The 15,044-nt window shown below is 66.8% G+C and carries 10 protein-coding genes; 6 read left to right on the top strand and 4 right to left on the bottom strand.

Annotated features, from left to right (window positions below):
• The first annotated feature begins 2 nt into the window (after window positions 1-2).
• The 4 genes from AC5P6X_RS15620 to AC5P6X_RS15605 all read left to right on the top strand — a co-directional run bounded on the left by AC5P6X_RS15620 (window position 3) and on the right by AC5P6X_RS15605 (window position 3,859).
• Window positions 3-1,040 carry an agmatine deiminase family protein gene (locus tag AC5P6X_RS15620; RefSeq protein WP_329757245.1) on the top strand — a complete coding sequence of 346 codons (1,038 nt, stop codon included), beginning with the start codon at window positions 3-5 and terminating at the stop codon, window positions 1,038-1,040.
• Window positions 1,041-1,201: 161 nt separating this feature from the next.
• Window positions 1,202-2,089, top strand: coding sequence for a carbon-nitrogen hydrolase (locus AC5P6X_RS15615; RefSeq protein WP_005409280.1), 888 nt, complete (start codon window positions 1,202-1,204; stop codon window positions 2,087-2,089).
• A 14-nt stretch (window positions 2,090-2,103) separates the two neighbouring features.
• Entirely contained in the window at window positions 2,104-2,634 is a 531-nt protein-coding gene (locus AC5P6X_RS15610) for a GNAT family N-acetyltransferase (protein ID WP_099605906.1), read from the top strand.
• Between the two features lie 4 nt (window positions 2,635-2,638).
• The gene (locus tag AC5P6X_RS15605; protein ID WP_099605907.1) at window positions 2,639-3,859 is read left to right on the top strand and encodes a TraB/GumN family protein; all 1,221 of its coding nucleotides are present in this window, start codon (window positions 2,639-2,641) and stop codon (window positions 3,857-3,859) included.
• 131 nt (window positions 3,860-3,990) lie between these two features.
• Here the strand turns inward: AC5P6X_RS15605 and AC5P6X_RS15600 are convergent, their stop codons facing one another.
• Genes AC5P6X_RS15600 through AC5P6X_RS15590 form a run of 3 tightly spaced genes read right to left on the bottom strand, consistent with a single transcriptional unit; the run spans window position 3,991 to window position 11,743 of the window.
• Window positions 3,991-7,077: an efflux RND transporter permease subunit gene (locus AC5P6X_RS15600; RefSeq protein ID WP_099605908.1), complete on the bottom strand. Its 3,087-nt coding sequence runs from the start codon at window positions 7,075-7,077 to the stop codon at window positions 3,991-3,993.
• A complete protein-coding gene (locus AC5P6X_RS15595) occupies window positions 7,074-10,595 on the bottom strand; it encodes an efflux RND transporter permease subunit (RefSeq protein WP_059034076.1) in 3,522 nt (1,173 codons plus the stop codon). Before AC5P6X_RS15595 ends, AC5P6X_RS15600 begins: the two co-directional genes overlap by 4 nt.
• Entirely contained in the window at window positions 10,592-11,743 is a 1,152-nt protein-coding gene (locus AC5P6X_RS15590) for an efflux RND transporter periplasmic adaptor subunit (protein ID WP_149500941.1), read from the bottom strand. The genes AC5P6X_RS15595 and AC5P6X_RS15590 overlap by 4 nt, the downstream gene beginning before the upstream one ends.
• Window positions 11,744-11,948: 205 nt before the next feature.
• Here AC5P6X_RS15590 and AC5P6X_RS15585 point away from each other — a divergent pair, with 205 nt between their 5' ends.
• Window positions 11,949-12,338, top strand: coding sequence for a c-type cytochrome (locus AC5P6X_RS15585; RefSeq protein ID WP_005413034.1), 390 nt, complete (start codon window positions 11,949-11,951; stop codon window positions 12,336-12,338).
• A 9-nt stretch (window positions 12,339-12,347) separates the two neighbouring features.
• Complete coding sequence (locus AC5P6X_RS15580) at window positions 12,348-12,809, top strand: c-type cytochrome (RefSeq protein WP_005409273.1); 462 nt, start codon at window positions 12,348-12,350, stop codon at window positions 12,807-12,809.
• 186 nt (window positions 12,810-12,995) lie between these two features.
• Here AC5P6X_RS15580 and AC5P6X_RS15575 read toward each other — a convergent pair whose 3' ends face one another.
• The gene (locus AC5P6X_RS15575; RefSeq protein ID WP_049397764.1) at window positions 12,996-14,873 is read right to left on the bottom strand and encodes an ATP-binding cassette domain-containing protein; all 1,878 of its coding nucleotides are present in this window, start codon (window positions 14,871-14,873) and stop codon (window positions 12,996-12,998) included.
• Window positions 14,874-15,044 lie beyond the last annotated feature (171 nt).

Below are 15,044 nucleotides of genomic sequence, written 5' to 3'. Positions count from 1 at the left end.
CCATGAACCAGACCCTTCGTTTTCCTGCCGAGTGGGAAGCCCAGAGCGGCGTCCTGATTGCCTGGCCCACCGCCGACACCGACTGGGCCGACCGCCTGGGCCAGGTGGAAGAGACCTACATCGCCTTGGTCGCGGCCATCACCCGCTTCCAGCCGGTGCTGATCTGCGTGGCCGACGACGATGTGGAGACCTATGCCGAAATGCGGCTGCGCTCCAACCGCATCGACATGGACAAGGTCCACTTCACCACGGCCGCCTACGACGATACCTGGCTGCGCGACTCCGGCCCGATCACCCTGCGCCGTGCCGACGGCGGTTTCCAGCTGCTGGATTTCCGCTTCACCGGCTGGGGCGGCAAGTTCGACGCCACCCTGGATGACCAGCTGGTGGGCGTGCTGGACCAGGCCGGCGTGTTCAACGACACGCCGGTGCGCAGCATCCCGTTCGCGCTGGAAGGCGGCGGCATCGAGACCGATGGCGAAGGCACCCTGCTGACCACCTGGAAGTGCCTGCACGAGCGCCATCCGGACCGCGACCGCGCCAGCCTGAGCGCCGACCTGGCCGACTGGCTGCAGCAGGACCGCGTGCTGTGGCTGGACCACGGCTACCTGGAAGGCGACGACACCGACGCGCACATCGACACCCTCGCCCGCTTCGCCTCGGCCGACAGCATCGTCTACCAGGCCTGTGACGACGAGAGCGACTCGCACTACGCCGAACTGCAGGCGATGGGCAACGAGCTGGCCGCACTGCGCACCAAGGATGGGCAGCCGTACCGCCTGTTCCCGCTGCCGTGGGCACAGCCGGTGATCGACGAAGGCCGCCGCCTGGCTGCGTCGTACGCCAACTACCTGATCGTCAATGGTGCAGTGCTGATGCCGGCCTATGGCGACCCGGCCGACGACCTGGCCCGCGATGTGCTGGCCCAGGCGCACCCGGGCCGCGAGATCGTGCAGGTGCCCTGCCGCTCGCTGATCTGGCAGAACGGCAGCCTGCACTGCATCACCATGCAGCTGCCGGAAGGGCTGTTGAAGGCATGACGGTAGTGCCGGCCGCTGGCCGGCAACCCCGCACTGCCTGATGGATCCACGGGATTGCCGGCCCGCGGCCGGCACTACCGATCGCACCCATTCAGCGCGCGACACGCCGTCGCCGTCCATCCGCGCTAACATGCTGGTTTTCCCCCGCAGGAACGCCCCGCATGAACTCGCGCAGCCCCCTTACCGTCGCCCTGATCCAGGAGCGCAACCACGGTGATGCCGCCGCCAACCTGGCGGTGATCGAAGCACGCGTGGCCGAGGCGGCTGCGCAGGGTGCCAAGCTGGTGCTGCTGCAGGAACTGCATAACGGTCCGTACTTCTGCCAGCACGAATCGGTGGACGAATTCGACCTGGCCGAGCCGATTCCGGGCCCCAGCACCGAGCGCCTGGGCGCACTGGCGAAGAAGCACGGCGTGGTGCTGGTCGGCTCGCTGTTCGAACGCCGCGCCGCCGGCCTGTACCACAACACCGCCGTGGTGTTCGAGAAGGACGGTACGCTGCTGGGCAAGTACCGCAAGATGCATATTCCGGACGATCCGGGCTTCTACGAGAAGTTCTACTTCACCCCGGGCGACATCGGCTTCAAGCCGATCGATACCTCGGTGGGTCGCCTTGGCGTGCTGGTGTGCTGGGACCAGTGGTACCCGGAAGCGGCGCGCCTGATGGCGCTGGCCGGTGCCGAACTGCTGCTCTACCCGACCGCGATCGGCTGGGACCCGGACGACGTGCAGGACGAGAAGACCCGCCAGCGCGACGCCTGGGTGCTGAGCCACCGCGGCCACGCCGTGGCCAACGGCCTGCCGGTGCTGAGCTGCAACCGCGTCGGCCACGAGGCCTCACCGCTGGGCGCCTCCGGCATCCAGTTCTGGGGCAACAGCCACGTGCTGGGCCCGCAGGGCGAATTCCTGGCCGAAGCCGGCACCGATGCCACGGTTCTGCTGTGCGATGTCGACCTGCAGCGCAGCGAGCATGTGCGCCGCATCTGGCCGTTCCTGCGCGACCGCCGCATCGATGCCTACGGCGACCTGCTCAAGCGCTACATCGACTGAGCCGGAGCCCGCGCATGGCCGTCCTCATCCGTGATGCCGGCCCTGCCGACATTAATGCGATCACCGCGATCTACGCGGTGGAAGTGACCGACTTCGTCAACACCTACGAGTACGAGATCCCGGACGCGACCGAGATGCTGCGCCGCATGCGCGACATCGTCGATCGCGGCTTCCCCTATCTGGTCGCCGAGATCGATGGCCAGGTGGCCGGCTATGCCTACGCCAACACCTACCGCACCCGCGTTGCCTACCAGTGGACCGTGGAAAACTCGGTCTACGTCGATGCTGCGTTCCAGGGCAAGGGCGTTGGCACCGGCCTGCTGCAGGCGTTGATCGACGCCTGCGTGGCGCGTGGCTACCGGCAGATGGTGGCGGTGATCGGCGAACCGACCAATACCGCTTCAATCAAGCTGCACGAACGCTTCGGCTTCGAGCTGGTCGGCGTGTTCCGTGGCCTCGGCCGCAAGCATGGCCGCTGGCTGGATACCGTGCAGATGCAGCGCGCGCTCGGCGATGGCGCCGACACTGCACCTTCCAATGAATGAACCCATGACCGAAACCCTTCCCGAGACCGGCGACGACCTGTTCGCCGGCCAGCCGGTATGCGTTGTTGAACGCGACGGCGTGCGCTACACCCTGCTGGGCACTGCCCATGTCTCACGCGCCAGCGTCGAGGCGGTGGAGAAAGCCATCGACAGCGGTCGCTTCGACGCCGTGGCCGTTGAACTGGACCCGCAGCGCCTGCAGGCGCTGAGCGACCCGGACACGCTGGCCAAGCTCGACCTGGTCGAGGTGATCCGCAAGGGCCGCGTCGCCCTGTTCGCCGCCAACCTGGCCCTGTCCGCCTACCAGCGCCGCCTGGCCGAACAGCTGGACATCGAGCCGGGCGCGGAACTGAAGCGCGCGGTGGAACTGGCGCGCGAACGCGACCTGCCGGTGCACCTGATCGACCGCGAGGTCGGCCTGACCTTCCGCCGCGCCTCGCAGCGGCTGGGCTTCTTCGGCAAGCTGAAGCTGGTTGCCGGTCTCGGCGCCGGCCTGTTCTCGTCCGAGGAAGTGGGCGAGAACGAGATCGAAAAGCTCAAGCAGGGCGACATGCTGGAATCGAGCTTCGGCGAGTTCGCCAGCGAGAGCCCGGCACTGTACGAGACCATCATCGGCGAGCGCGACCGCTACATGGCCACGCGCCTGCGCGAAGAACACAACCCGCAGCAGCGTGAAGTGCTGGCGGTTGTCGGTGCGGGTCACCTGGCAGGCCTGGCGCGTTACCTGGAAACCGACACCGAGGCACCTGCACCGCTGCGCGCCGAGCTGGAGGCGGTGCCGAAGAAGCGCAACATTCCGTGGTTCACGCTGGGCATCCTGGCCATCGTGGCGACCGGCATCGGCGTGGGCTTCTACCGCGGTGGTCTGGGCGTGGGCACCGAACTGCTGGCGACCTGGGCGATGTATACCGGCGGCCTGGCGGGCCTGGGCTGCCTGCTGGCAGGCGGTCACCCGCTGAGCATCCTCACCGCGATCGCGGTGGCCCCGTTCAAGCCGTTCCGCCTGAGCATCCCGACCGGCGCGTTCTCGGCGCTGGTGGAAGCGCGCCTGCGCAAGCCGGCGTACGAGGACTTCCTGAAGCTGCGCGACGACGCGCAGAGCCTGAAGGGCTGGTACCGCAATCGGGTCACGCGCGTGGTGCTGACGTTCATGCTGACCAACATCGGCAGCATGCTCGGCCTGTGGCTGACCACGTTCAAGGTGTGGGGCAAGGTGGCGGGTTGATGGTTCCACCGGGCATGGCCCGGCGCTACCGGTAGGTGCCAACGTTGGTTGGCACGCCATGCCCGGCAGAAAAAGGGGGAGGCCGCCCCACTACGACCGGCCTCCCCCACACCACAACACGTTGATGTGCATTACAGCCGGGCAGCGCCCGGCTCTACCATTTCCACTCCACGCGCGCGGCGGATCAACCGCGTCACGACATTGCGCAGGTCATCCAGCACCGCATAGATGGTCGGCAGGAACAACAGGCTGACCACCGTGGAGAACGCCAGGCCGCCGGCAATCGCGCGCGCCATCGGCGCGTACTCCGGGCCGTTGCCGAACATCTGCGTGTTGGTCAGCGAGATCGGCACCATCGCCAGGATCGCCGTGCCCATCGTCATCATGATCGGGCGCAATCGCTCGCGTGAGCCCTCCACCAGCGCCTGCGTGCGTCCCATGCCGCCGCGCCGCAGGTTGTTGATGTGCTCGATCATCACGATGCCGTTGTTCACCACCACGCCCATCAGCACCAGGATGCCGATGAAGGACATGATCCCGAACGAGGTACCGGTGATCCAGAACAGCCAGAACACGCCGAAGATCGAGAACAGTACGCCGCTCATGATCGCCGCCGGGAACAGCAGCGACTCGAACACCGCCGCCATCACCACGTAGATCATCACCAGCGCGATCAGCAGGTTGAACACCATCTGCTGCATCGCTTCGTCGTCGTTGCCGTAGTCGCCGCCATCGAAGGTGAAGCCATAGCCGGCCGGGAAGTTCATCGGCTTGAGCACCGATTCCATCGCCTTGCGGCCATCGGGCGCGGTGACCTTCTCGGCCAGGTTGGCCTTGATGGTCAGCGTGGTCTGGCGGTTGGTACGACCGATCTGGGTCGCCGATGAACCGACGTCAACGGTGACCAGGCTCAGCAGTGGCACGCTGCGACCGTCGCCGGTGCGCACGCTGAAGCCGGCCAGGTCTTCCGGGCTGCTCTGCTCGGCGCCAGCGAAGCGCACCCATACCGGTACTTCATTGTCGCCGCGGCGGAACTCGCGCATCGGCGCACCGCGCAGGGCCAGGCCGACGAAGCTGGCGACCTGCTCGGCATTGAAGCCGAACGCCGCGGCGCGCTCGCGGTCGACGCGCACCTTCAGCTCGCCGCCCTTCTCGCCGTTGTCGATGCGAACGTCGCGCAGCTCGGCACGCTGGGCCAGCAGCGGCACCACTTCCTGGCCGATCTCCTGCAGCATCGAACTGGAGTCGCCCACCAGCTGCACCTGCACGCCCTGGTTGCCGCCACCGCCGCCATCACCGCCCTGGTTGCCAACGAAGTAGTCGGTGCGGGCCGACTTCGGCAGGCCCTTGCGCAGCTCTTCCTGCAGCGCCTTGATGTCCTTGGCGTACTTCTCGTCCAGGGTGACCACGGTCGAGCTGCCTTCCTGCTCGCTGTACCAGGAGTACACCTGCTTGACGTGCAGGCGCTCGCGGTTGGCGTCGATCCAGTTCTCCACGCGCGCCACCTCCTCGGACATCTGCCGATAGGTGTAGGCGCCCTTCCACATGTAGCCGATGAAGATGTCCTTGCCGCCATCCCCACCGAACATGTCGACCTTGGTCAGCTTCATCGGCACCAGGCTGACCAGCACCACCAGCACGATGCCGAGCAGGCTCCAGCCGCGATGGTGCAGCGACCAGTCCAGCAGCCTGGCGTAGCGGCGCTGCAGCCGCGCGATCAGTCCGGTCTGCGAGTGCACCAGCTTGGGCGTGGCCATGCGCGCGGACAGCATCGGGATCAGGCTGACCGCGACCAGCCAGGAGGCCAGCAGCGAGACCGAGATGGTGATCGCGATCTGCGCCATGAAGATGCTGATGTTGTTGGTCTCGCCAAACAGGTTCGGCACGAACACGATGCAGTGGCACAAGGTGCCAGCACTGAGCGCGATGGCCACGTTGCGGGTGCCGATGATCGAGGCCAGGCGCGGCTGTCCCGGCATGCGCTCGCGCTCCTGGTAGATGCTCTCCACCACCACCACGGCGTTGTCGACCAGCATGCCCACCGCCAACAGCAGGCCCATCATGGTCAGGATGTTCAGCGTCACCCCGACGAAGTACATGAAACCCAGGGTGATGGTGAAGCAGATCGGAATGGCCAGGGTCACCATCAGCGTGGACGGCCAATGGCGCAGGAAGAAGAACAGCACCGTGATCGACAGGATCAGGCCGACCGCACCGGCCTCGGCCAGTTCCAGCAGCGAGGAGGTCACCGCCTTGCCCTGGTTGTCGATCACCTTGATCTGCACGTCGCGCATCGACGCTTCGGCACGGATCGCTTCAACCTCGGCCAGCGCCGCGCGCGACACCTCCACCAGGTTGGCACTGCGCTCCTTGAAGATATCCAGCCCGACCGCCGGGTTGCCGTCCAGGCGGCGCCCGTAGTTCATCCGCGCCGGCTTCAGGCGCACGTCGGCGATGTCCCCCAGGCGCAGGCCCTTGGCGTTGATCACCAGGTCGCGCATTTCCTGCAGGTCGGTGATCTCGCCCACCGGCTGCACGCGCACGCGCTGGCCGTTGTCGTCGATCTGCCCAGCCGAGATCGAGAAGTTCAGCGTGCGCAGGCGGTCACTCAGCTCGTTGATGCTCAGCCCATGCGCGTTGAGCCGGTTCGGATCAATGGCGATCTCCACCTCGTTCGGCGGCGCGCCGGTGATGTCGACGCGGGCCACGCCGGGGATACGCTCGATGCGCCGCTTGAACTCGCGGTCGAGCATGTCGTAAGCCGTGGTCAGGTCGGTGGTGCTGGCCAGGCGCACCTTCAGCACCGGCTGGTCGCTGCTGGACCACTTGAACACGTTGTAGCGCTGCAGGTCGTCGGGCAGATCGCTGCGGATCGCGTCGATGCGTTCGCGTGCATCGGAGGCGGCGATGGCGATGTCGCGGTCCCAGTCGCTGAACTCGATGAAGATCAGCGCCGCCTCGGAGGTGGCCGACGAGCGCATGCGCTTGATGCCGGTCATCGTCGCCAGCGATTCCTCCACCGGGCGGATGATGGTCCGCTCCACTTCCTCCGGGGTTGAACCGGTGTACGGAATCTGCACGAACAGGAAGGGCGCGGAAATGTCCGGCAACGCTTCCAGCGGCAACCGGAACGAGGCGATCAGGCCGATCACCACCAGTGACACGAAGCACATGATGGTGGTGACCGGGCGGCGGATGGAGAACTCGGCAACACTCATGCCGGCTCCTCCGCACCCGCCGCGCTGCCTGCTGCGCCCGGCTCGATCTCGCCGGCGTGCTTGCGGCCACGCTCGCGGTAGTAGGCGTCACCACGGCGGTCCATCAGGTCGTAGACCACCGGGATCACCAGCAGGGTCAGCAGGGTCGACACCAGCAGGCCACCGATCACGGTGATCGCCATCGGCGCGCGTACTTCGGCGCCCTCGCCCATCGCCACCGCCAGCGGCAGGAAGCCGAACAGCGTGCACAGCGTGGTCATGATGATCGGCCGCAGGCGCGAGCGTGCACCTTCCACCAGCGCCTCGTGCTTGGCCACGCCGGCCTCGCGCAGCTGGTTGACCTTGTCGATCAGGATGATCGCGTTCTTGGTGACCAGGCCGACCAGCAGGATCAGGCCGATGAACACCACCACCGAGATGGGCTTGCCGGTCAGCATCAGTGCCAGGATCGCGCCGACCAGCGCCAGCGGGATGGTGAACAGGATCACGAACGGATGCAGCAGCGATTCGAACTGCGAGGCCATCACCAGGTAGACCAGGAAGATCGCCAGGCCGAAGGCGAAGATCAGCGACTTCGCCGCCTGCGCCAGTTCCTCGCCCTGGCCACCGATGTGCAGGCCGACACCCGCGCCGAGCGGCTGTTCGGCCACCATCTGCTGCACTTCGCGCATGGCCGCGCCGAGGTCGATGTCGCGCAGGTTGGCCGAGACCACCGCAACGCGGGTCTGGTCGGCGCGATGGATCTCGCTGGGGCCGGTGGTGGCAACCACGTCGGCCACCGCATCCAGCGTGACCGGCCGGGTGCTGCCCGGATTGACGATCAACCGGCGGATGCTCTCCACGCTGGCGCGGTCGCCTTCCTGAGCACGCACCAGCACGTCGATCTTGCGGTCGCGGAAGCTGTAGCGGGTGGCCACGTCGCCGCGCACCTTCTTCACCACCACGTCGGCGATCTGGCGGGTGGTCAGGCCCAGCGCACCGGCACGTTCCTGGTCGAAGCGGATCTGGATTTCCGGGAAGCCCTCTTCCACCGTGGACTTCACGTCGGCGTAGTGCGCATTGCCACGCAGCATCGCCGCCAGGCGCTGGCCAGCTACTTCCAATGTCGCCATGTCCTGCCCGCGCAGCTCGATTTCCAGCGGCGTGGAGAAGCTGAACAACGCCGGCCGCGCGAAGTCGACCTGTGCCCCCGGATGCTGGCCCATGCTGTCGCGCAGGCGCTCGGTGATCTCGGCTTCAGTGCGTGCATTGCCACCGCCTTCCATCACCACGGTCAGCTTGCCGATGTTCTCGCCGCTCTCGGTCGGGCTGGCATCCAGGCGGGTGCCGCTGCCACTGACACCGTACAGCGAGGCCACGCCCTCGCCGTTGCCGTGGGCCAGCTGCAGCTCACGCACCAGCGCATCGGTCTGCTTCAGCGGTGTGCCGGCCGGCAGCTTCACCGTCATCTCGAAACGGTCCTGCGCCAGCTGCGGGATCAGGTCGGCACCGAGCATCGGCACCAGCGCCATGGTCGCCACGAAGATGATCGTGGCCACGCCGAGCACCTTGCCCGGATGGGCCAGCGCGCTCGGCAACAGGCGCAGATAGCCGCGCTCGGCACCGGCGTAGGGCTTCATTGCCAGATCGCTGGCCTTGCGCATCACCGGGCCAACCACTGCCACGACGCCCCGCCACGCACGTACGACCAGCCAGGCCAGCGCATAGAAGCTCCAGCGCGCGGTTGCGACGGCACCACGACGGCCCAGCGCCACCGGCTTCTGCCAGCGGTTCTGCGGCTGCCACGGTTCGTTCGGCGCCTCTTCCGGGAATGCCAGCGGCGGCCGACCCTTCAGCGAGCTCAGCATCGGAATCAGCGTCATCGACACCAGCAGCGAGATCGCGATGGCGATCGCCACGGTCAATGCCTGGTCGCGGAACAGCTGGCCGGCGATGCCATCGACGAACACCAGCGGCAGGAACACGGCGATGGTGGTCAGGGTCGAGGCGACCACCGCCATGCTCACTTCGCGGGTACCGACGATCGCTGCCTGCAGGATGCCCAGGCCACGCTCGCGGGCCTTGGCAATGCTCTCCAGCACCACGATCGAGTCGTCCACCACCAGGCCGGTGGCCAGTGCCAGGCCGCCCAGCGACATCACGTTCAAGCTCAAGCCGAGCTGGCCCATGAAGAAGAACGTGGCGATGATCGAGACCGGCAGCGACAGGCTGATCACGAACGTGCTCCAGCCATCGCGCAGGAACAGGAAGATGATCAGGATCGCCAGCAGGCCACCGATCACCGCATCCTTCTTGACGTCGGCGATGGCGTGCTCGATGAAGCGCGACTGGTCCTCGATGGTGGTCATCTCGACATCGGACGGGAACGTGCCCTTGATCTGCTCCAGGCGCTTGCGCAGCGCTTCGGCGGTGGACACGGTATTGGCGTCGCCTTCCTTGTAGATGGCCAGTTCAACCGATTCCTTGCCGCCCAGGCGGATCACCGCTTCGCGCTCCTTGTAGCCCTGGCGCACGGTGGCCACGTCCTTCAGGCGCACCGGCACACCGTTGGCGACCACGCTGGAGCCACCACCGGACGATGCGCTCTGCGCCGCCGAAGCCGCCGCGATGGCTGCCGCCGAACCGGTCGACGCGGCGATGTTGAACATCTGCTGCAATGCCGAGTCGGCTGCACTTCCGTTCGAGCCCTGGGTGGTGACCAGCAGGTTGCGGATCTCCTCCAGGTCGGCGAACTGGTTGACGGTGCGCACCAGGAAGCGCTGCGACCCCTCCTCCAGGCGACCGCCGGAGATGTTGATGTTCTCGTCCTTCAGGCGCTTGATGACGGTGTCGATCGGCAGGTTCAGCTGGGCCAGCTTCTGCTGGTCGATGTCGACCTGGATCTCATCTTCCAGGCCGCCACCGACCTTGACCGCTGCCACGCCGGCCACCGGCTCCAGCTTCTTCTTCAGGTCTTCATCGGCATAGCGGCGCAGGCCGGTCAGCTCGCGGACCGCATCGGCATCGCTGGTCGGCGCCACCTTGTTCGACAGCACCAGGCGCATGATCGGCTCGGTGGACGGATTGAAGCGCAGCAGCACCGGGGCCTTGGCCTCCAGTGGCAGGTTCAGCGCTTCCATCTTGTCACGCACCTCCAGGCTGGCCTGGTCCATGTTGGTGCCCCAGGCGAACTCCAGCACCACGTCGCTCTGGCCGGTTCGCGAAACCGACTTCAGCTTGCGCAGGTTCTTGACCACGCCGACGGCCTCTTCGACCGGCTGGGTGATCAGGGTTTCGATTTCGGTCGGCGCCGAACCGGTGTACTCGGTGCGCACGGTCAGCGTCGGGTAGCTCAGGTCGGGCAACAGGTTGACCTTGAGGTTGCCCAGCGCGATCAGGCCGAACAGCAGCAGGGTGACCGTGCACATGGCGATGGTCACGCGGCGGCGGGTGGCGAATTCCACCAGGCCGCCGCGCATGCCGGCGGCGGCGCCATCGCTCGCCGGCGAGGCACCGTGGTCGTGGCCCGGGGCGGTCATTGCTTGCTCCCGGCCTTGTCTGCCGGCTTGGCGGCCGCTGCGACCGTCTTCGCCTTTGCCTTCGGATCGGCGATCACCTGCACCGCGGTACCGTCGCGCAGCGCGACCTTGCCGGCGGTGACCACCTGATCACCGGCCGCCAGGCCATCACGGATCTCCACCCACGGGCCCTCGGCGTAACCCAGCTTGACCGGAACGCGTGCGACCTTGCCTTCGCGCACCCGGAACACCGCCGGCTCACCATCGTCGAGCAGCGCCAGGCGCGGCACCACGAGCGCATCGGCACGCTGGTCGTAATCGATGCGGATGCGCCCGAACATGCCGGGCTGCAGCGCGTGCGCGGCGCCATCGAAGGCGCTGACCACGCGAAACGTGCCGCTGCCCGAATCCACCACCGGCGCAATGCGATCGACGGTGCCGGTGAAGCTCTGGCCCGGCAGCGCATCGGCGGCCAACGTCACCGGCTGGCCGGCACGCAGCGTGGCCAGCTCGCGTTCGGGCACGTTGAGGGTGGCTTCCAGGCGCGAGTTGTCGACGATGCGGAAGATCGGGGTGTTGATCTGCACGAAGTTGCCGGTCTTGATCGAGCGCGATGCGATCACACCGGAAATCGGCGCCACGACGGTGGTGTAGGACAGCTCCAGCGTCGCCAGACGGTACTGCGCACGGACGTTTTCCAGATCAAAGCGCAGCTGGTCGACATCGGCAGCACTGACCATCTGCTGACCAACCAGTTTCTGTGCACGCTGGTAGTTGTTTTCCAGCTTGCGCATCTGCGCTTCGCTCTGGGCTACGGCCAAGCGTGCGCGGTCCGGGTCCAGGCGCACCAGCGGCTGGCCGGCGGTGACCCGCTGGCCTTCCTCGACCAGCACCGCCAGCGCCACACCGGAGGTCTTGGCCACCACCTGCGACTCGGCGCGTGGTTCCAGCGCGGCGGTGCCTGTGTAACTGGCCGCGACCGCGCGATGGCTGGCCACGGCCACTTCGACCGGGACCGTATCGACCTTCTTCTCCTCCTTGGTCTCGGCGGCCTTGGCTTCGGAATTGGGCCCTGCGGCGCAACCGCCCAGCAGCAGGGAGGTGGAGATCAGCAGTGCGGCAGCGCAGATTCCGCTGCGACGGCCGGACAGGAAGGTTGGGTGCGACATCGTCAGGTCCCTGGAGGATGCGTGGACAGGTGTGGTAGCAAAGTAATGCACCACTTCACGGCAACACCATATCCCAAAGGTCATGGTGTCTTCACGCCGCTGGTCGGCCCGACCCCATTTCAGCTAGATGAAACCTGGGGCTATACTCGGGGCGTTCCGTACCCCACGCCGGAACGACCAGACCCGAATCCCCGGAAACGACACCATGCGCCCGCAGCCGCTCGCCGCTTGTCTCGCTCTGGCCGTCCTCCTGCCCCTTGGGGCCGCCGCACAGCCCGCTCCTGCTCCTGCCACACCCGCTCCGGCCCCGGCTCCTGCCGCCGCGCCGGCGCCTGCCGCGCCCACCGGCAACTTCGACAATGGCCGCGTGCTGGCCTACACCTGCCAGGGGTGCCACGGCATAACCGGCTACAAGAACGCCTACCCCAGCTACCGGGTGCCGAAGATCGGCGGCCAGACCCAGCAGTACCTGGCCCAGGCCCTGACCGAGTACCGCCAGGGCAAGCGCCGGCATCCGACGATGCAGGCGCAGTCGATGAGTTTCAGCGAACAGGAGATCGCCGATCTCTCTGTTTACCTGTCCACCGTCAAGTAAGGCCCGCCCATGTCGAAAGCCGCGCATCCGCTGCGTCACGCCATCGCCCTGTCCGTTGCCCTGCTGCTGGCGGCCTGTTCACAGTCGCAGGTGGAAAACAGCGAGAAATCCGCCGCCGATCCGGGCCATGCCAGTGGCGAACACGGCTCTTCTTCTTCGGCTGGCCTGCCTGCAGGTCGCGAGGCCGCCGGTGAAGCCCGCGCCAAGGTGAAGGGCAAGGCCACCAACCAGAGCTGCATCGACTGCCACGGGGCCGATGGCAATGCGCCGATCGATCCGACCTATCCGAAGCTGGGTGGGCAGTACGGTGACTACCTGGCGCATGCGCTGCAGGCCTACCGCGCCGGTGACCGCCAGCACATGTTGATGACGCCACAGGCGAAGGACCTGAGTGATCAGGACATCGCCGATCTGGCGGCGTATTTCGGCAGCCGGCCGAGCCAGCTGCGGGATCTGCACGGGGTCAAATGACCGCAGGCCCCCGGTGGGTGCGGATCGTTGATTGGTACGTGCGGACCGTTGGTCCGTACGGAGGTGTAACCGGCTTCGGTGGGTGCGGACCTTGGTCCGCACTGATGCCACCATCCACGCATGACGTGGATCTACTGATTCTCGACTCGATCAATCAATCGGCGCACTGCTGGCGCCGACCGATACTCAGCCTTCCAGCTCTTCCCAGCGCGCGTAAGCGGCATCCAGCTCGGCCTGCACCTTGGCCAGCTGCTGGGTGTGCGCGGTCACTTCGGCGCTGCTGCGGGTGTAGAACGACGGGTCGTTCATCGCCGAGGTCAGGCCTTCGACATCGCCTTCCAGCTTCTCGATGGTCTTCGGCAGCTGCTCCAGTTCGCGCGCTTCCTTGTAGGCCAGCTTGCGCTTGGGTGCGGCAGGTGCCGCAGCTGCAGCCGGTGCGGCGGCCGCCGGTTTGGCTGCCGGAGCCGCGGCAGGCGTCGCCACGCTGGCCGCATAGCGCTGCCAGTCGCTGTAGCCGCCGACGTACTCACCGATCACGCCATCGCCTTCCATCACCAGCGTGGAGGTGACCACGTTGTCGATGAAGTCACGGTCGTGGCTGACCAGCAGCAGGGTGCCGGTGTATTCGCCCAGCAGCTCTTCCAGCAGCTCCAGGGTTTCCACGTCCAGGTCGTTGGTCGGTTCGTCCATCACCAGCAGGTTGGACGGCTGCGCGAACAGCTTGGCCAGCAGCAGGCGGTTGCGCTCGCCACCGGACAGGCGGGTAATCGGCGCACGCGCGCGTTCCGGGGTGAACATGAAGTCCTGCAGATAGGCATGCACATGCTTGCGCTTGCCGTTGAACTCGAGGAAATCGCGGCCTTCGGCGACGTTCTCGATCGCGCTCCAGTCTTCGCGCAGCACCGCGCGGTACTGGTCGAAATACGCGATCTGCAGGTTGGTGCCGGCGTTGACTTCGCCCTTGGCCGGCTGCAGTTCGCCCAGCAGCAGCTTGAGCAGCGTGGTCTTGCCGCTGCCGTTGGGACCGATCAGACCGATGCGGTCGCCGCGCATGATGGTGGTGGTGAAATCGCGGACCATGGTGCGCTCGCCGAAGGCGAACGAAATGTCCTTGACGTCGATGACCTTCTTGCCGGAACTGACGCCCTGTGCGGCTTCCATCTTGACGTTGCCGCTGAGGTCGCGGCGCTGCGAACGCTCCACGCGCATCGCCTTCAGGCGGCGCACGCGGCCTTCATCGCGGGTGCGACGGGCCTTGATGCCCTGCCGGATCCAGACTTCTTCCTGCGCCAGCAGCTTGTCGAAGCGGGCGTTCTCCTGCGCCTGCGCATTGAGGCGTTCCTCGCGGCGGCGCTCGTAGTTGGCCCAGTCGCCTGGCCAGCTGGTGACCTGGCCGCGGTCGATCTCGACGATGCGGGTGGCCAGGGCACGCAGGAAGCGACGGTCATGGGTGACGAACACCACGCTGCCGCTCCAGCCCTTCAGGAACGCTTCGAGCCAGTCGATGGCTTCGATGTCCAGGTGGTTGGTCGGTTCGTCCAGCAGCAGCACATCGGGGCTGGACACCAGCGCGCGGGCGAGCAGCACGCGGCGCTTCATGCCGCCGGACAGGCGGCCGAACTCGGCCTCGCCATCCAGGTCGAGCTTGGTCAGGGTTTCGCTGACGCGCTGGTCCAGGCCCCAGCCGTTGGCGGCATCGATCTTGGCCTGCACGTTGCCGAGGGCTTCGCCATCGAAGACTTCGGCATGGCTGAGGTGGTGGAATTCGGCCAGCCACTGGCCCAGCTCGCCAAGGCCGTCGGCGACGACGTCGAACACCGAGCCGGCCGCGCCGTGCGGCACTTCCTGCTCCAGGCGGGTGACACGCACGCCCTGCTGCACGCGGACTTCGCCGTCATCGGGCTTGTGGTCGCCGGACAGCAGCTTGAGCAGGGTGGATTTGCCGGCGCCGTTGCGGCCGATCAGGGCGATGCGTTCGCCCGGCTCGATCGACAGTTCGGCCTTTTCCAGCAACAACGGGCCGCCGACGCTGAAGTCGACGTTCTGCAGAGTAATCAGAGGCATCCGGATATTGTACGGGTTGGGGGCGTCGGCCGGGTTGCACCCGGCACCCGCAGTAGTGCCGGCCGCTGGCCGGCAACGTCAACGGCAACGTCAAAAGCTGGTTTCCTGTGGGATGGCGGGGCGGCATTCTGCGCTGGTGGGTGTCGACCCTGGTCGACACGGCAGATCCAG

It is taken from the genome of Stenotrophomonas sp. YJH_SMC_40 (assembly GCF_059368615.1).
This window is presented reverse-complemented; position numbering and strand designations above follow the sequence as displayed.